Source organism: Microbacterium sp. SS28 (assembly GCF_022761035.1).
Lineage (GTDB): Bacteria > Actinomycetota > Actinomycetes > Actinomycetales > Microbacteriaceae > Microbacterium.
This window is the reverse complement of record NZ_JAKWJP010000001.1, coordinates 37994-55603: the sequence shown is the minus strand read 5'-3', so window position 1 is coordinate 55603 and position 17610 is coordinate 37994. Positions and strand designations below refer to the sequence as shown.

Sequence of the window (17610 nt, the reverse complement as noted above, 5' to 3'; positions counted from 1 at the left end):
CAGATGTGGAGTCTCGCGCCACCTCCGGGTCACCGCGCGTTCACCGGGAGAGGATCGGATGACGAGGGTGAGCCGCACGCGCACCGCAGCCCTCGCCGCCGCAGGCACCGTCGCGGGAGCGGGCGCTGCGGCGCTCGGCGCCCATGCGCTGCTGAGCCGGCAGGCGGCCGTCGCGCGTCGCCGCATCGGCAAGCCGCTCGGCGAGGACGCCCTCGACGCCGACCGGCTCTGGCGCGCGTCGTACGGCGGCGCGACGATCGACCTGCTCGTCCTGGGCGACTCGATCGCGGCGGGGCTCGGCGCCCAGCGCCGGAAGGACACCCTCGGCGCGCGCCTCGCGAAGGGCCTCGCGCACGGCATGCGCCGGCCCGTGCGGCTGCGCACGGCGGCCGTCGTGGGGGCGGAGTCATCGATGCTCGCGGCGCAGCTCGACGCGCTCCCCGAGCACTACAGCCCACGCGTCGCCGTCATCGTCGTGGGCGGCAATGACGTCACGCACCGCGTCCCGGTCGCGACTGCCGCGGCGCACCTCGCGGAGGCGATCACGCGGCTGCGCGACCTCGGGGCAGACGTCGTCGTGGGAACGTGTCCCGACCTGAGCGCGCTCCGGCCCGTCCCGCAGCCGCTGCGGGCGCTCGGCGGGCGCGCATCGCGGCAGCTCGCGCTCGCGCAGGCCGCGGCATCCATCGATGCGGGAGCCCACGTGGTCTCGCTCCGGCGCGCCGTCGGTCCCGTCTTCGTCTCGCAGCCCGACGCGATGTTCAGCCTCGACCGCTTCCACCCCAGTGCCCTCGGCTACCGCCGCACGGCGGAGGCTCTGCTGCCCGCCGTCATCGCGGCGGCATCCGGTGTCACGTCCCACTGACACAGGCGACCGCCTGTGAGCCTGCTCAGCGACCGTCTTCGGGACACGCTTCGGGACGCGGCAGCCGGCCTAGGATCCTGAGCCGCAGCACGCGCTCACCCCGCCGCGGTGACGCGCTTCTTCTCCCGCACGTAGACCTCCCGGCGCACCCGCGCGACGAGGTCGCCCGATGCATCCGTGATGTCGGTCTCGAACCACTCGAGCACCTTGGCGCCACCGCGGGCGCGCTCGCGCAGCTCCTCCGCCTTCGCGCGCGGCACGGCGAAGTGCGCCGTGAGCACGCCGCGGCCGGGCTTGACGAACTCGATCTCGCCCCGCGTGTCCCACACGACGTAGTCGCGGCCGAGCTGGTGCATCACGAGCATGAAGAAGTACGGGTCCGTCATCGCCGACATCGACCCGCCGAACGCCGTCTTGACGTAGTTGCGGGTCAGCAGGTTGACGTGCAGCTCGACGGTCGCCTCGGTCCAGTCGTCCGCGAACCGCCGCACCCGGATGCCGGTGAACAGGTTCGGGATCCACAGGCTCATGCCGAGGGCCAGTCGTCGGGGAGTCACACGCATCGCGCCAGTGTGCCAAGGGCGACGGATGCCGCGCACGTCGCTTGTCGCGAACCCACAATTCCGGCCCAAGGACCCGGGCAATAGTTCTAGTTGTTATAGAATACCCACGTGCTCATCCGCATCGATCCGCAGAGCGACGCCGCGATCTTCGCGCAGATCGCGGCATCCGTCCGCGCCGACCTCGCGACGGGCCGCGTCGCACCCGGCGACCGGCTGCCCGCCGCCCGCGAGGTCGCTTCAGCGCTCGGCGTGAACCTTCACACCGTGCTGCGCGCCTACCAGGAGCTGCGCGACGAGGGCCTGGTCGACATGCGCCGCGGGCGGGGAGCGACGGTGACGGATGCCGCGGCCCCCCTCGCCGCCCTGCACCGCGACGTCGTCGCACTCGCCGAGAAGGCCCGCCGCCTCGGCCTCTCACCCGACACTCTGGCCGCACTCGTGAAGGAGACCGCCGATGGCCGCTGACCTTTCCCATGCCCCTGATCGCTCGGACGCCGCGGAGCTGCGCCGCGCGCGCCGCCGCTTCGTGCTCGTCGGCGTCGTCGTGCCTCTCGTCGCGACCCTGGGCGGCGTCGTGCTCATGCTCGTGTGGCTGCCCCAGCTGCCCGACCCCGTCGCGGTGCACTGGAGCGGGGGAGGCGAGGCCGACGGCTTCGCATCCGCATCGCTCACGATCGTCCTCACGGCGCTCGTCGGCGTGGGGCTCACGGCGCTGTTCGCGCTGCCCGTGCTCATCGCGTCCCGCGAGGGGGAGTGGGCGCCGGCGATGCGGTTCCTCGGCGCCCTCAGTGCGGGCACGACGGTGTACCTCGTCGCGCTCATGACGTGGTCGCTCGGGATGCAGCGGGGCCTCGCCGATGCGCATGATGCGCCCAGCATCCTCCCCGCGCTCATCGGTGGTCTCGTCCTGGGTCTCGCGATCGGTGCGGCTGCGTGGCTCGCGCAGCCGCGCGTCGCCCTGAGCGGTGGCCGCGGGCCCCGCACGACAGCTGCGGAGCCGCTCGCGCTGGCACCGGGGGAGCGGGCCGTGTGGCTCCGCACCGTCACGATGCCCCGCGCGGGGATGATCGGCGTCGTCGCCGCGACGGCGGTCTTCGCGATCGCGGCCCTGTGGCTCGCCGTCACGGGTGGTGGCGAGCTCGCTGTCATGTTCGCTCTGCTCGCCGTCCTGTTCGTCGTGCTGCTCCTCACGACGACGGTGTTCCGCATCCGCATCGACGATGCGGGTCTCGCCGTCCGATCGGCCGTCGGGATCCCGCGCTGGCACGTCCCCCTGTCGAGCATCGAGTCGGTCGCCGTGACGCGCATCGATCCCATGGTCCAGTTCGGCGGCTGGGGGATCCGGCTCGGCACCGACGGCCGGTTCGGAGTCGTGCTGCAGCGCGGTGACGCCATCCAGGTCGGGCGCGCCGGCAAGCGTCCGCTCGTCGTGACAGTCGAGGACGCCGCGACAGGCGCCGCGCTCCTGCAGGCGCTCGTCGACCGGTCCCGTGCGGACTCGGCGGTCGAGCGGGGTTGACGCCCGGCGGCGGCGCGGGTTGGCTGAAGTCATGGCCGACCCGACCCCCGATGCGTGGCAGCGTCTCGACGCGTACTTCGCCTCGACCCTCGTCGAATCCGACCCCGCGCTCGCTGCGGCGGTCGCCGACCAGGCCGCCGCAGGCCTGCCCCCGATCGAAGTCGCGCCGGTGAACGGCAAGCTCCTGCATCTGCTCGCGCGGATGTCGGGCGCGCGGCGCGTCCTCGAGATCGGCACGCTCGGCGCCTACTCGACGATCTGGCTCGCCCGCGGCATCCCGGACGACGGCTGGATCGTCACGATCGAGGCCGAGTCCCGCAACGCCGAGGTCGCGCGCGCCAACCTGGATCGGGCGGGCGTCGGCGACAGGGTCGAGATCCGCGTGGGCCGGGCCGCTGACGTGCTTCCCACCCTCGCCGGCGAGCTGCCGTTCGATCTCGTCTTCATCGACGCCGACAAGGAGTCCAACGCGATCTACCTCGACTGGGCGGCGAAGCTCGGCCGCTCGGGAACCGTCGTGGTCGTCGACAACGTCGGCCGCGGGGGACGCGTCGCCGATCCCGCGACCGTCGACCCGCAGGTCATCGGCACGCAGCGCGGCCTCGAGCTGCTCGGGCGCGACCCCCGGTTCGACGCGACGGCGCTGCAGACGCTCGACGCGAAGGGGTGGGACGGCGTCGCGATCGCGCTCGTCGTCTAGCGCGTTAACTCTGGTCGGTCGACTGCGGGCGCGGCATCCGTGTCACTAAGGTGGATGGCGGACCGACGACGCTCCGCGATCCAAACCTCCACACACTCTAGGAGTCCTCCGTGGCACTTATCGAGGCAGTCAACGCGCGCGAGATCCTCGACTCGCGCGGCAACCCGACGGTCGAAGTGGAGGTGCTCCTGGATGACGGAACCGTCCAGCGCGCTGCCGTCCCTTCGGGCGCATCCACCGGCGCGTTCGAGGCGTACGAGCTGCGCGACGGCGAGAAGTCGCGCTACGGCGGCAAGGGCGTCCTGAAGGCCGTCACGGCCGTCATCGACGAGCTCGGCCCCGCGATCGAGGGCGTCGAGGCGAGCGAGCAGCGCATCGTCGACGAGATCCTCCTCGAGACCGACGGCACCGAGAACAAGTCGCGCACCGGCGCGAACGCGATCCTCGGCGTCTCGCTCGCTGTCGCGAAGGCCGCCGCAGACTCGGCCGACCTCCCGCTGTTCCGCTACCTCGGCGGCCCCAACGCGCACGTGCTGCCCGTGCCGCTGTTCAACGTCATCAACGGCGGCTCGCACGCCGACAACGGCATCGACTGCCAGGAGTTCTTCCTCGCGCCCATCGGCGCCGAGAGCTTCGGCGAGGCGCTGCGCTGGGGTGCTGAGACTTACCACGTGCTGCACTCCGAGCTCAAGAAGGCCGGCTACGCGACGGGCCTGGGCGACGAGGGCGGCTTCGCCCCCGACCTCAAGAGCAACCGCGAGGGCCTCGACTTCCTCGTGAAGGCCATCGAGAAGGCGGGCTTCGCGGTCGGCACCGACATCGCGCTCGGCATGGATGTCGCGGCGACGGAGTTCTACACCGACGGCGTGTACACGTTCGACGGCAAGCCCTGGTCGGCTGAGGCTCTCACCGACTACTACGTCGAACTCGTCGACTCCTACCCGATCGTCACGATCGAGGACCCCCTCGACGAGGACTCGTGGGAGGCCTGGAAGGCGCTCACCGACAAGCTCGGCACGAAGGTGCAGATCGTCGGCGACGACCTGTTCGTCACCAACCCGGCACGTCTCGCGAAGGGCATCGACCTCGGCGTCGCGAACTCGCTGCTCGTGAAGGTCAACCAGATCGGCTCGCTGTCTGAGACGCTGGACGCCGTCGAGCTCGCGCACCGCTCGGGCTACACGACGATGTTCTCGCACCGTTCGGGCGAGACCGAGGACACGACGATCGCCGACCTCGTCGTCGCCGTCAACTCGGGCCAGATCAAGAGCGGCGCGCCCGCTCGCAGCGAGCGCGTCGCGAAATACAATCAGCTTCTGCGCATCGAGGAAGAGCTGGGCGACGCGGCGGAGTTCATCGGCCGCAAGGCGTTCCCCCGCTTCAAGGGCTGACGCGCCGACGCGCATCCAGCTGACGACCGCCGCCTGAGCGGTCCGCTGACGAGAGGGGGAGCCGTGACACAGAGAACGGCTCCCCCTTCTCGTACCCGCCGCGTGCCGCGCGAGCGCCGGGCGGTCGACGTCCGCGGCTGGCTCGGCGGAGTCCGGCTGTCCGGGTTCATGGTCATCATGCTCGGCCTCGTGGTGCTCGCAGCGTTCGTCCTCGTGCCGACGATCGGCACCTACGTCGACCAGCGCCAGCAGATCGCCGCCCTCGTCGCGGCGGTCGAGGTGACGCAGGACGAGGTCGACGATCTCGAGGCCCAGCGCGAGCGATGGCAGGATCCCGCCTACATCACGACGCAGGCGCGCGAGCGGCTGTACTACATGAAGCCCGGCGAGGTCGTCTATCTCGTCGATGACGACCTCCCGCCCGCGCAGGTGCCCCAGGAAGAGGGACCGGTGAGCGACGAGCTGGAACAGACGAAGACCGACTGGATGTCGCAGCTCGTCCGCTCCGTCACCGAGGCGGGTCTCTCCCAGACCGTCCGCGCCCCGTCCATCGGCGTTCCGGACCAGCCGTCCGAGTCGCCCGCCGAGTCGCCGGCCGGCGGCTGATCCAGCGGCGTCCCAGCGTCCGACGGTAGCCTTTCGGGGTGACCACGCCGCCCTTCCCGCCCGTCAGCGACGTCGATCTCGCGGTCATGCGCGACCAGCTCGGGCGCCCCGCGCGCGGCGTCGTCGGCGTCGCCGCGCGCTGCGTGTGCGGCAACCCCACCGTCGCCGCGACATCCCCCCGCCTTCCCGACGGCACGCCGTTCCCGACCTTCTACTACCTGACGCACCCGGCCGCGACGGCCGCGATGTCGACTCTCGAGGCCGAGCACGTCATGCCGGGCCTCGCGGACGAGCTTGCGGACGAGGACGTCGCGGCCGCGTATCTCGCGGCGCACGAGTCCTACCTGCGCGATCGCGCGCAGTTCGGCGAGATCGCCGAGATCGAGGGCATCTCGGCCGGTGGCATGCCGACGCGCGTCAAGTGCCTGCACGCCCTCGCGGCCCACGCCCTGGCGGCCGGCCCCGGCGTGAACCCCATCGGAGACCGCGCACTCGCGCTGTCGAACTGGTCGCCGGAGCGCTGCGTGTGCGCCGAGCCGGGGTCCGCGGGGTGAAGCGCGTCATCGGCGCGCCGCTCGGCGCGATCGTCGCGGGCCTCCTCGTGGGCGCCCTCGGAGTCGCGCCCGCGGCTGTCGCCGACGCGGGGGAGCGCGCGACCGCCGTCGCCTCGACGGGAGCCGCGGCATCCGTCCCCCTCGAATCCGCCGAGGACCCCGTCCGTGCCGCGGAGTACTGGCTCGACGACTACGGCATCCGCACCGCGTGGCAGACGACGCGCGGCGCGGGCGTCCGCATCGCGATCATCGACACGGGGATCGGCCGCAGTCCCGCCGAGTTCGCCGGAGCGGTCGTCGGCGGGACGGATGTCTCCGGCCAGGGTTCGCCCGACGGCCGCTCGCCGGTCGGCGCCGTCGACGCCAACCACGGCAGCTGGGTCGCGTCGCTCGCGGCCGGCCGTGGGAAGGGTGGGGGCGCGGGGATGATCGGCGTCGCGCCCGAGGCGGAGCTGCTCGCGATCTCGGTGGGCTTCGGGTCGGGCGCCGCGGTGCCGTTCTCGGATCAGATCGCCGAGGCGATCCGGTGGGCCGTCGACAACGGCGCCGACGTCATCAACCTGTCGCTCACGACCAACACGCCCGACTGGGACGAGAGCTGGGACGACGCGTTCCTCTACGCCTTCGACCACGATGTCGTGGTCGTGGTGGCGGCGGGCAACCGCGGCAGCGGCACGACGCGCGTCGGCGCTCCCGCGACGATCCCGGGCGTGCTGACCGTCGCGGGCGTCGACCCGCGGGGCCGGGCGAGCGTCGAGGCTTCGACGCAGGGCATCACGATCGGCGTCTCGGCGCCGAGTGAAGACCTCGTCGGCGTCTCGGCCGACGGAAGCCTCGTGCTGTGGAACGGCACGAGCGGCGCTGCCCCGATCGTCGCGGGCATCGCGGCGCTCGTGCGGGCGGCGCATCCCGACCTGGACGCCGCCAACGTCATCAACCGCATCATCCGCACCGCCCGTCCCGCCGCAGCGGCGAAGGCCGTTCCGGACCCTCTCTACGGCTACGGACTCGTGGATGCCGCGGCCGCCGTCGCGGCATCCGTTCCCGCCGTCTCCGAGAACCCGATGGGCAGCCTCGAGGACTGGGTGCGTCTGTATCGCCGGGCGGATGCCGGTCCCGCGCCGGAGCCGACGGTGTCACCCGTGGCGGTCGAAGCCCTTCCGCCCGCGGATGCCGCGACGCGTCCCGCGTCGCCTCTGCTGCCCTCGACGGACACGCTCCTCTACGGCACCCTGCCGCTCGGGGCGGCGACGGTCGCCGCTATACTGGTGGCGCTCGGCGTCACTGCAGCTGTCCGACGCATTCGTATGGCGCGCTCTCCAGGCCCGCCGAGCCGTTGATCTCGAGGAGTCCCTCACACCGTGTCCAGCACCGCGAATAGCACCGTGCCCAAGATCCTCATCGTCGGCGGCGGTTACGCCGGCTTCTACACCGCGTGGAAGCTCGAGAAGCACCTCCGCAAGGGCGAGGCCGAGGTCACGATCGTCGACCCGCTGCCCTACATGACCTACCAGCCGTTCCTCCCCGAGGTCGCGGCCGGCTCGATCGAGGCCCGTCACTCCGTCGTCGCACTGCGTCGTCACCTCAAGAAGACGACGGTCGTCGCGGCGAAGGTCACGGGCATCAACCACGCGAACAAGGTCGCCACGATCACGCCCGAACTGGGCGAGCCGTACGAGTTCGAGTACGACCAGATCGTCGTGACGGCCGGCGCCGTCTCACGCACCTTCCCGATCCCGGGCATCGCCGACAACGCGATCGGCCTCAAGACGGTCGAAGAGGCCGTCGCGATCCGTGACCGTCTCATGTCGAACTTCGACCGCGCGTCGACCCTCCCTCCCGGTCCCGACCGCGACCGCCTGCTGACGGTCGTCGTCGTGGGCGGCGGCTTCGCGGGCATCGAGGTGTTCGCCGAGCTGCGCTCGCTCGCCTCGTCGCTCGTCAAGAGCTACCCGCAGATCACGTTCGACGACACGCACTTCCACCTCATCGAGGCGATGGGGCGCATCATGCCCGAGGTGTCGCTCAAGACGAGCGAGTGGGTGCTCGCGAACCTCGCCAAGCGCGGCGCCTACGTGCACCTCGACACGCAGCTCACGAGCGCGGTCGACAGCGTCGTCGAGCTGTCGACGGGCGAGAGCATCCCGACCGACCTGATCGTGTGGACTGCGGGCGTCATGGCGAACCCGACGGTCGTGCGCGGCGGCGACCTTCCCGTCGAAGAGCGCGGTCGCATCCGCACGCGCGCCGACCTGCGCGTCGGCAGCGAAGACGAGGTCGTCGAGGGCGCATGGGCGGCCGGCGACGTCTCGGCCGTGCCCGACCTGTCCGGCGGCGGCGTCGGCGGCTACTGCGTGCCGAACGCCCAGCACGCCGTGCGCCAGGCGAAGCTCCTCGCGAAGAACCTCGTCGCAGTCCTGCGCGGCGAACTGCCGCGCGAGTACTACCACAAGAACCTCGGCGCGGTCGCGGGCCTCGGCCTGTGGGTCGGCGTCTTCCAGTCCGGCAACATCGCTCTCAAGGGCTGGATCGCATGGATCGCCCACCGCGGCTACCACGGCCTGGCCATGCCGTCGTGGGAGCGCAAGTTCCGCGTCGCGTGGGGCTGGTGGAACAACTTCTGGCTCCGCCGCGACATGGTCAACCTGCAGACGGTGCAGAGCCCGCGCTACGTCTTCGAGGAGTTCGCGGCCCGTCCGCGTCCGCCGCAGCCCGCGGCCCCCGCGGCCGTCGAGGCGAAGGTCGCCGACGAGAAGGTTCCGGCCGCACGCTGAGTGTCGTCGAAGTGGCGGGATGCGATCGCATCCCGCCACTTTCCTCGTGACGGGGCATCGCCGGGGGCGGTAGTCTCCGCCTGTGGCCACCGAGGACAGTTCCCACCTCAATGCCCTGTTCGTCGTGGGCACGCGCCCCGAGGCGATCAAGATGCTCCCGCTCATCGCGGCGATGCGCGACAGCGATTGGTTCCACCCCATCGTCGTCTCGACGGGGCAGCATGCCGAACTCGTCGCGCAGGTGCTGGCGATCGACGGCATCGTGCCCGATGTGACGTTCGACATGCCGAAGGGGCCACGCGGTCTCAACGAGCTGTTCGCCAAGGTCATGCTCGACCTGAACCAGTACCTGCTCGAGCGGGTCGACCCGCCGCGCAAGGCGAACGTGGCGCCGTTCCCCGACGACTATCCGGCCGCGTGCTTCGTCCACGGCGACACGACGAGCGCTGCCGCCGCCGCGGTCACGGCGTTCCATCGGCATCTCCCCGTCATCCACGTCGAGGCGGGCCTGCGCACGTCCGACACGCTCTCGCCCTTCCCCGAAGAGCTCAACCGTCAGCTCATCTCGCGCATCGCGGCGCTGCACATCGCGCCGACGATCAGCAACAAGGCGAACCTCGTGCGCGAGGGCATCGACTTCGCGCGGGTGTTCGTCACGGGGAACACCGCGATCGACGCGCTGCGCATCGCCGCCGACCACGCCGAGCCGTACTCCGATCCGCAGCTCGCCGATCTCGAGGACGAGGACGGGCCCCGTGTCGTCGCCGTCACGGCGCACCGGCGCGAGAACTGGGGCGCCCCGCTCGCGCGGATCGCCGACGCCGTCGGGATCCTGGCGGAGGAGCATCCCGATGTGAGATTCGTCGTCGCGCTGCATCCGAACCCCGAAGTCGCCGACACGCTGCGCGGTCGGCTCTTCGGACACGCGAACATCTCGCTCGTGGCGCCCATGGAGTACGCCGAGTTCGCGCGACTGCTGAAGCGGGCGACGTTCGCGATCACCGATTCGGGAGGCGTCCAGGAGGAGGCTCCGTCGCTGCAGACGCCCGTACTGTGCGTACGCGAGTCGACGGAGCGTCAGGAAGGCGTCGCGGCGGGCACGGTCGAACTGGTCGGCACGGATGTCGTCGAGATCCTGCGGGCGGCGAGGCGCCTTCTCGCGGATCCCGAGGAGCTCGCGCGACGTCGGGCGCGTGAGAATCCGTACGGCGACGGCCATGCCGCCGACCGCATCCTCAAGGCGCTCGAGCACATCGCGTACGGCTACGAAGCGCCGACGGCCTACGGTCCGAGGTTCGCGCGGAGCGCGGTGCTCCGCGCCGGCGGTCGCGACGACGAGCAGATCGGCTTCGAGGGCGGCTGGCCGGAGGGCTGGGCGGGGTGACCGTCATCGACGAGCTCTTCCTGGGGCTCCCGGCCTGGGTGCAGGGGCTCTTCTGGACGGTGCTCGTCGTCATCCTGACCTCGATCACGTCGGTCGTCGTGCTGCTCGTCCTCGGCCACCGGTTCCGGCAGCGCGTGCGGCGGCAGGCTTCCCAGGCGGGCCCCACCGAGGCCGAGATCCTGTGGGTGTTCCTGGTCCCCGCCCTCAACGAGGAGGTGACGATCGCGGACTCCGTCGCGCGGCTGCGGGCCACGAGCGCGACGAACGCGGTCTTCCTCGTGATCGACGACGGCTCCGACGATCGCACGGGCGAGATCCTCGCGGGCATCGACGATCCGCGACTGCATGTGCTCTCGCGCCGGCTCCCGGCCGCGCGGAAGGGCAAGGCCGCCGCGCTGAACGCGGCGTATCGCGACGCACGGGCGTTCATCGCGAGCGAGCCCCGCTACGCGACCTGGACAGAGGACCGGGTCGTGATCGCCGTCGTGGACGCCGACGGACGGCTCGACGCGCTCGCGCCCCGCGTCGTCGCACAGCACTTCGGCGACCCCCGGGTCGGAGGAGTGCAGGTGCTCGTGCGCATCTACAACCGGCGCGGATGGCTCACGTGGGCGCAGGACGTCGAGTTCTCCTCCTTCGGCCTCGTCTTCCAGGCGGGGCGCTCGTGGTGGGGCATCGCAAACATGGGCGGCAATGGGCAGTTCAACCGCCTCTCGGCGCTCGCGACGATCGACGACGGCGACGGCCCGTGGCGCGACCGCCACGGAGGACCAGGACCTCGGCGTGCGGCTCATCCAGGCCGGATGGGCGGGCGTGCAGGAGAACCGCGTCGCGATCAACCAGCAGGGACTCAACTCGGTCCGTCGCCTCTATCGCCAGCGCGTTCGCTGGGCGCAGGGCAACTGGCAGGCTATGTCGCTGCTGCGGGGCGTCTTCCGGCCGAAGCTGGCGCTGCTCGCGCGCCTCGACTCGATCTACTACCTCGTGACCCCGGCCCTGCAGCTCATCACGGGGATCGCGCTCGTCGTGTCGATCGTGGAGTCGGTCATCGACGCCGTGCCCTATCGCCCGTCCTACTGGTGGGTGCTCATCATCTTCCTGAGCCTGTCCTTCGGCCCCGGCGTCGCGACGCTCGTCCTGCGCGGAGGCCGCTGGTACTCGCCGTTCGTGGCCCTCGTACAGGTGATGCCGTACACGGTCTACTCGTGGCTCACGTTCGGCGCCCTCGCGGTCTCGGTCGTGCGGCAGCTCAGCGGACGGACGTCGTGGGCCAAGACGTCCCGCGAGGCGGTGGACGATGCCGATGCTCCGGCGCTGCGCGCGGCGGATAGTGTGGGCGGCGGGTCTGCGCCGTCCGCAGGTTCGCCCCCGTAGCCCAATCGGCAGAGGCAGGCGACTTAAAATCGCCGAAGTGTGGGTTCGAGTCCCACCGGGGGTACGTGGGGCCGCACGGGGTGGGTGCGATCCGATGGCCTGGATGGCATCGGACGGAGTCTCACGGTGGGCGGCACCCCGTTCCGCCGGCTGGTGGTCTTCCCCAGTCGGCGCATGGGATCGCCTCGTGTTCATGAGCGGGGTGCGCGGGCTTTAGGCTGGAGGGATGCGTGCCGATGATGTGCGCGAGAGGACAACCCGAATGACCCTCGATCTGCTGGCGGCCCCCGAAACGTCAGAGACCCTCCCGTGGTCCGACCCCGGCTCCTATTGGCGCGCCATGACGGACGCCGTCTCGGGCGTCTCAGGACCCGTCGCGGCGGTCAACCTCGCCGCCCTGCGCTACAACGCGCTCGACATGCTCGTGCGCGCCGGCGGAGTGCCGATCCGCGTCGCGAGCAAGTCAGTCCGCGTGCGCGAGATCATCGACGCGACGCTCGCGGTTCCCGGGTACCGGGGCATCCTGGCGTTCACCTTGCCCGAGGCCCTCTGGCTCGCCGAGACCCACGACGATGTCGTGGTCGGCTACCCGACGGCCGACCGTGCCGCGCTCACGCAGCTCGCGGCCGACGAGGTCGCGGCATCCCGCGTCACCCTCATGGTCGACGCGATCGCGCAGCTCGACCTCATCGACTCCCTGGTGCCGCCGACGCGTCGCGCGACCATCCGCGTCGCGATCGACGCAGATGCGTCATGGCGCGCCCCCGGACTCGGGCACATCGGCGTCAACCGCTCGCCCGTGCACGAGCCCGGTGAGGTCGCCTCGCTCGCACGCCTCATCGTCGACCGCCCGGGCTTCCGCCTCGTGGGCCTCATGATGTACGAGGCCCAGATCGCGGGGCAGGGCGACGCGACGGGATCGGGTGATGCGGTCATCCGGTGGATGCAGCGGCGGTCCTCGAGCGAGCTGCTCGACCGTCGCGGCGCGATCGTCGACGCCGTGACCCGCGTCGCACCGCTCGAGTTCGTCAACGGCGGTGGCACGGGCTCCCTCGAGTACACGGCGTCCGACCGCTCGGTGACGGAGCTCACGGCGGGGAGCGGTCTGCTCGCAGGTCACCTCTTCGACGGCTACCGCATCTTCGACCCCGCCCCGGCCGCGGCGTTCGCGCTCGAGGTCGTCCGCAAGCCGGCGCCCGACATCGCGACGGTGCTGGGCGGCGGCTGGATCGCCTCGGGCCCCCCGCTCGCGTCGCGGCAGCCCGCGCCTGTCTGGCCGCAGGGCCTCTCGACGATGCCCCGCGAGGGCGCCGGCGAGGTGCAGACGCCGCTGCGCGGCGAGGCCGCGCGAAGTCTCAAGATCGGCGACCGGGTGTGGTTCCGGCACTCCAAGAGCGGTGAGCTCTCGGAGCGCGTCGACAGGTTTCTGCTGGTCGAGGGCGACCGGCTCGTCGGCGAGACGCCGACGTATCGAGGCGAAGGGAAGACGTTCCTGTGACACGCATGGGCGGCACATGGCAGAACTGGGGACGCAGCGAGGCGGTGCGTCCTCGACTCGTCGAGCGGCCGGCCTCTGTCGAGGAGGTGCAGCGCTCGGTCGAGGCGGCGGGTCGCGCGGGCATGCGGGTCAAGCCGATCGGCGCGGGGCACAGCTTCAGCGGCATCGCGGTCGCACCCGACGTCCTGCTCGAGCTCGAAGACCTCAGCGGTGTCGTGTCGATCGACCGTGACCGTCGTCGCGTGCGTCTTCTCGCGGGCACGCGCCTGCACCAGGTGCCGAAGCTGCTCGCGCCGTTCGGCCTCGCTATGCAGAACCTCGGCGACATCGACAGGCAGTCCATCTCGGGCGCCATCTCGACGGGCACGCACGGCACGGGCGCCCGGTTCGGCGGCATCGCGACGCAGGTCGTGGGCGCCACGATCGTCACGGCGTCCGGTGAGCTGCTGACGGTGGACGAGACGCAGAACGCCGAGCTCCTGCCGGCGATCGCCCCGGGCCTGGGCGCCCTCGGCGTGCTCGTGGACGTCACGCTGCAGTGCGTGCCGGCGTTCGTCATGCACGCGGTCGAGCGGCCCGAGCCTCTCGCCGACGTGCTCGCGAACCTCGACGAGCGCGTCGCTGTGGCCGACCACTTCGAGTACTACTGGTTCCCGCACACCGACGTCGCGCTGACGAAGACGAACACGCGCCTGCCCGGCGACGCCCCGCGGCATCCGCTTCCTCGCGTCGGCAAGTGGATCGACGAAGAGCTCATGGCCAACGGCCTGTATCGCGCCGTGTGCGCGACGGGCAAGGCCGTCCCCGGCATCGTCCCGTCGTTCAGCCGGCTCGCGGTGCACCTCACGGGCAATCGGGAGTTCACGGATGCCTCGACGGGCGTCTTCACGCAGAACCGCGCCGTGCGCTTCAAGGAGATGGAGTACGCGCTCCCGGCCGAGAACGTGCGTCCGGCGTTCGAGGCGCTTCGGGCGCTCATCGACGAGCGGGGTTGGAAGATCTCGTTCCCCGTCGAGGTGCGCTTCGCCGCGGCCGACGACCTGTGGATGTCGACGGCACACGGCCGGGCATCCGGCTACATCGCCGTCCACCGCTACTGGCGCGAGGACCCCACGGAGTACTTCCAGGCGGTCGAGCAGATCATGCTGTCGTTCGGCGGGCGTCCGCATTGGGGCAAGATGCACACGTTGGATGCCTCGATCCTGCGCGAGCGCTACGCCCGGTTCGACGACTTCCTGGCCCTGCGCGACCGCCTCGACCCTGAGCGCCGATTCCAGAACGACTACCTCGCGCGGGTTCTCGGGGACTAGCTGCTGAGAGTCGCCTCCGCGCTCCTCGGCGAAGGCCGAGCCATGGATAGGATGTCGCTTATGTGGGAGTGGCTGATCCCTGTCATCATCGTCGTGGCACTGGTTCTCGTCGTCGGTATCTACCTGTGGGCGACGTACAACTCGCTTGTGCAGCTCAATGTGCGGGTGGACGAGGCGTGGAGCGACATCACGGTCCAGCTCAAGCGCAGAGCCGATCTGCTGCCGAACCTCATCGAGGCGGTGAAGGGCTACGCCGCGCACGAGAAAGCCGTGTTCGAGAACGTCACGCGCGCCCGCGCCGAGACGCTCTCGGCGGGCGGCCCCGCCGAGGCGGGCGTCGCGGAAGGGCACATGCAGCAGGCGCTGAAGTCGCTCTTCGCCGTCGCTGAGGCGTATCCGCAGCTCCAGGCCAGCCAGAACTTCCTGCAGCTGCAGCAGTCGATCGTCGACACGGAAGACAAGGTGCAGGCCTCGCGGCGCTTCTACAACGGCGGCGTGCGCGAGCTGAACACCAAGATCAAGGTCTTCCCCAACAACCTCTTCGCGCGCAACCTCGGCTTCAGCGAGCGCGAGTTCTTCGAGGTCGTCGACGGCGCTGCGATCTCGGAGCCTCCCCGCGTGCAGTTTTGAGTCGAGCCGGATCATCCCCGGCACTACCCCACACGCCGCTTCGCGACGCGCGGGGCCCCTCGCGCAGGGGGCCCGTCGAGCGAAGCCCGCGTTGATGCGGCTCGACTCAAGATTGAGTAGCCCCGCCGAAGGCGGCGCGTATCGAAATCTGCCCCGCCGAAGGCGGAGCGTGGCGAAATCTCGCTCACCTCGGACTGACGGCTGCCGGGTCACGACTGCTCAGTCGACCCGGAGTTCCATCCCCTCGGCACTGAGCTCGACGCTGCCGCGCAGCGCCCAGTCATCTGCCCGGTAGGTGAACGAGGACTCGGCGCCCTCCCGCGTCGTGCCGGTCGCTGTCGCCACGATCACGCCGCCGGTCGCCACGAAGCTCGTGAGGTCGGGGGAGAGGCTCACCTGCGGAAGAGTGTCGATGCGGAACGCGATCGATGACAGCGCGGCGAGGTCGGCACCCCATGGCACCTTCATGCCGCAGTGCGCGGGCACGCGATCCGTCTGCTGCGCGCACTCCTCGGCATACGCGTCGAGCTGCTCCTGCGCGAGCGCCGTCGCTTGCGGAGAGATGGATGCCTCGACCGTCACTTCGCTCGCCGTGCCGGGCAGGACCAGGGCGGACGCCGAACCGTCCAGGATGCCCGCGGGGGCCGCGGCCAGCGGGTAGAGCGCGGGCAGCAAGGCGACCTCGACACCCGTGGCGAGGGGCACGCCGCCGGCTGTGACGAGATCACCGATCGTGGAGGTCGCGGCGAGAGTCCCGAACGCGTCGCCCGCGACCCGCCACCCGTCACCCGTCTCGACGAGGGAGAAGTCCGCCGTGCGCTCCTCTCCGTCGAGCTCGAAGGAGACGACGGCCTTCGCGCCGCCGTCGATCTGCTCGACGCTCTCGACACGCGGGTCTGCGATGAGCTCATCGGCGCCCGCGAGTGCCCCCGCGCGATCGAGTTCGGAGCCGGGGGGAGTCTCGGCGAGCTCGAGTGCCCGCTCGCCGTCACCCTGCTCCAGGGCCTCGAGGAACGCCTGCGCCGTCTGCTCGGGACCGAGCGGACGAGAGAACGCCCACCAGAGTGCGAGTCCTGCGAGAACGACGGCGGCGGCGGCGAGGCCCACGAGGAGCCATCGCTTCACGCGATGGCCTCGAGATCGTCGGGCTCTTCAGGCTCGTCCTCGGCGAGTCCGACGGCCGCGGCGGGCCCTGATTCGTGGCGGCGGGCCTCTGGCAGGACATCCGCGAGATCGGCGGTCGCGTCTCCCCACTGCGAGATCGAGATCGCGTCGAGGTGCTGCCAGCGGGCGGCGAGGCGCAGCTCTTCCGCGAGGCGCGGCGCGGCATCCGCGGGTCTGCCGTGCTCCCACCAGGCCGACTGAACAAGCAGTGTCGATCGCGCGCGGTCGGCTTTGAGATCGACGCGGCCCACGATGTCGTCTCCGACGAGCACGGGCAGCGAGTAGTAGCCGAAGCGGCGGCGAGGCGCGGGGGTGTAGATCTCGATGCGGTACTCGAAGTCGAAGAGCCGCTCGGCGCGGTCGCGGAACCAGACGACGGGGTCGAACGGGGTGAGCAGGGCCGCCGCGTCGACGCCGCGGGGGAGCTGGGCGTCGCGGTGGACCCACGCCTTGGCGGGCCGCCCTGCCGCCGTCCAGCCGTCGACCTCGACGCGCTGCACCTCGCCGGAGTCCTCGAGGTCGGCGAGAGCCTGCAGCACGGCCGACCTGTCGCGGATGCGCCAGTAGTCGGCGAGATCGGAGGCCGTCGCGACGCCGTAGGCCGCGGCCGCGCGGCGGATCAGTTCGTGGATCGCGTCGTCGCGTGCGACGGGCGCCGCCAGCACGTCGGCGGGGATCACGTGCTCCGCGAGCCCGTAGCGGCGCTCGAAGCCGCGGCGGCCGGCGATCGCGACGTCGCCCGCGATCCACAGGTGCTCGAGTGCGCGCTTGACGACGTCCCAGTCCCACCAGGGACCGCGCGCCGCGAGCTTCGCGTCGTGCTCGATCTCGGCGGGCCGCAGAGGACCGCGGGCGGCGAGCTCGGCACGGACCCAGTCGATGATCTCGCGGTTGGACGAGAACCACCCGTCGGTCTGCGTGCTGTAGTGCTCGCGCATCTCGTCCATGCGGAAGCGGAAGAGCCCCCAGTCGGTGGCCGGGATGAAGGCAGCGACGTGCGCCCAGTACTCGACGTACGGCGGCCGACGGGCGAAGAGCAGCCGATCGAGCGCCGCGGTGTCGTACGCGCCGACGCGCGAGAAGAGCGGCATGTAATGCGAGCGCGCGAAGACGTTGACGGAGTCGATCTGCAGCGTCGCCATCCGCGCGAGCGCGAGGTTGAGCTGACGAGTGCCCGCCACCGCGGGTCGCGGGCGGCCGAAGCCCTGCGCTGTGAGGGCGATCCGCCGGGCCTCGGCACGGCTCAGGGTCTGTTTCACGCGGCAAGCCTAACCACCG

Annotated in this window: 17 protein-coding genes, 1 tRNA gene and 1 pseudogene; 16 read left to right on the top strand and 3 right to left on the bottom strand. The window is 71.2% G+C overall.

Annotated elements, in window-relative coordinates:
• Window positions 1-58: 58 nt before the first annotated feature.
• Window positions 59-865, top strand: coding sequence for an SGNH/GDSL hydrolase family protein (locus tag MJ607_RS00295; protein WP_243073557.1), 807 nt, complete (start codon window positions 59-61; stop codon window positions 863-865).
• A gap of 95 nt (window positions 866-960) precedes the next feature.
• Here the strand turns inward: MJ607_RS00295 and MJ607_RS00290 are convergent, their stop codons facing one another.
• Window positions 961-1428 carry a DUF4442 domain-containing protein gene (locus MJ607_RS00290; RefSeq protein WP_243073556.1) on the bottom strand — a complete coding sequence of 156 codons (468 nt, stop codon included), beginning with the start codon at window positions 1426-1428 and terminating at the stop codon, window positions 961-963.
• A gap of 108 nt (window positions 1429-1536) precedes the next feature.
• Between MJ607_RS00290 and MJ607_RS00285 the strand changes: the two genes are divergently transcribed.
• From MJ607_RS00285 to MJ607_RS00215, 15 genes and pseudogenes are all read left to right on the top strand, one after another.
• Window positions 1537-1893: a GntR family transcriptional regulator gene (locus tag MJ607_RS00285; protein WP_243073555.1), complete on the top strand. Its 357-nt coding sequence runs from the start codon at window positions 1537-1539 to the stop codon at window positions 1891-1893.
• Complete coding sequence (locus MJ607_RS00280) at window positions 1883-2947, top strand: DUF1648 domain-containing protein (protein WP_243073554.1); 1065 nt, start codon at window positions 1883-1885, stop codon at window positions 2945-2947. The genes MJ607_RS00285 and MJ607_RS00280 overlap by 11 nt, the downstream gene beginning before the upstream one ends.
• Window positions 2948-2978: 31 nt before the next feature.
• Window positions 2979-3647: an O-methyltransferase gene (locus MJ607_RS00275; protein WP_243073553.1), complete on the top strand. Its 669-nt coding sequence runs from the start codon at window positions 2979-2981 to the stop codon at window positions 3645-3647.
• Between the two features lie 110 nt (window positions 3648-3757).
• The gene (gene eno, locus MJ607_RS00270) at window positions 3758-5038 is read left to right on the top strand and encodes a phosphopyruvate hydratase (protein WP_243073552.1); all 1281 of its coding nucleotides are present in this window, start codon (window positions 3758-3760) and stop codon (window positions 5036-5038) included.
• Between the two features lie 63 nt (window positions 5039-5101).
• Window positions 5102-5644, top strand: a complete 543-nt coding sequence (locus tag MJ607_RS00265) for a septum formation initiator family protein (protein WP_243073551.1) — start codon at window positions 5102-5104, stop codon at window positions 5642-5644.
• A 38-nt stretch (window positions 5645-5682) separates the two neighbouring features.
• Window positions 5683-6198, top strand: a complete 516-nt coding sequence (locus MJ607_RS00260) for a DUF501 domain-containing protein (RefSeq protein WP_243073550.1) — start codon at window positions 5683-5685, stop codon at window positions 6196-6198.
• The gene (locus tag MJ607_RS00255) at window positions 6195-7538 is read left to right on the top strand and encodes a S8 family serine peptidase (RefSeq protein WP_243073549.1); all 1344 of its coding nucleotides are present in this window, start codon (window positions 6195-6197) and stop codon (window positions 7536-7538) included. Before MJ607_RS00260 ends, MJ607_RS00255 begins: the two co-directional genes overlap by 4 nt.
• A 45-nt stretch (window positions 7539-7583) precedes the next feature.
• Window positions 7584-8972, top strand: coding sequence for an FAD-dependent oxidoreductase (locus tag MJ607_RS00250; RefSeq protein ID WP_243073548.1), 1389 nt, complete (start codon window positions 7584-7586; stop codon window positions 8970-8972).
• A gap of 82 nt (window positions 8973-9054) precedes the next feature.
• Entirely contained in the window at window positions 9055-10356 is a 1302-nt protein-coding gene (gene wecB / locus MJ607_RS00245) for a non-hydrolyzing UDP-N-acetylglucosamine 2-epimerase (protein ID WP_243073547.1), read from the top strand.
• A pseudogene (locus MJ607_RS20295) lies at window positions 10353-10919 on the top strand (glycosyltransferase); the annotation flags it as partial. The gene wecB and the pseudogene MJ607_RS20295, both read left to right, overlap by 4 nt.
• Window positions 10920-11049: 130 nt before the next feature.
• Complete coding sequence (locus tag MJ607_RS00235; RefSeq protein WP_243073546.1) at window positions 11050-11730, top strand: glycosyltransferase family 2 protein; 681 nt, start codon at window positions 11050-11052, stop codon at window positions 11728-11730.
• Window positions 11721-11794 (top strand) — tRNA-Leu (locus MJ607_RS00230). Before MJ607_RS00235 ends, MJ607_RS00230 begins: the two co-directional genes overlap by 10 nt.
• Before the next feature lie 198 nt (window positions 11795-11992).
• Entirely contained in the window at window positions 11993-13228 is a 1236-nt protein-coding gene (locus MJ607_RS00225) for an alanine racemase (RefSeq protein WP_243073545.1), read from the top strand.
• Window positions 13225-14538, top strand: coding sequence for a D-arabinono-1,4-lactone oxidase (locus tag MJ607_RS00220; protein ID WP_243073544.1), 1314 nt, complete (start codon window positions 13225-13227; stop codon window positions 14536-14538). The genes MJ607_RS00225 and MJ607_RS00220 overlap by 4 nt, the downstream gene beginning before the upstream one ends.
• Before the next feature lie 51 nt (window positions 14539-14589).
• Window positions 14590-15168 (top strand): LemA family protein, encoded by a 579-nt coding sequence (locus MJ607_RS00215; RefSeq protein ID WP_243074482.1) that lies wholly within the window; start codon window positions 14590-14592, stop codon window positions 15166-15168.
• Window positions 15169-15387: 219 nt separating this feature from the next.
• On the opposite strand, the gene MJ607_RS00210 is transcribed toward MJ607_RS00215, so the two are convergent.
• Together MJ607_RS00210 and MJ607_RS00205 are read right to left on the bottom strand one after the other, a co-directional pair.
• Window positions 15388-16293 (bottom strand): hypothetical protein, encoded by a 906-nt coding sequence (locus MJ607_RS00210; RefSeq protein ID WP_243073543.1) that lies wholly within the window; start codon window positions 16291-16293, stop codon window positions 15388-15390.
• Window positions 16290-17591, bottom strand: a complete 1302-nt coding sequence (locus tag MJ607_RS00205; protein WP_243073542.1) for a winged helix-turn-helix domain-containing protein — start codon at window positions 17589-17591, stop codon at window positions 16290-16292. The genes MJ607_RS00210 and MJ607_RS00205 overlap by 4 nt, the downstream gene beginning before the upstream one ends.
• Window positions 17592-17610 lie beyond the last annotated feature (19 nt).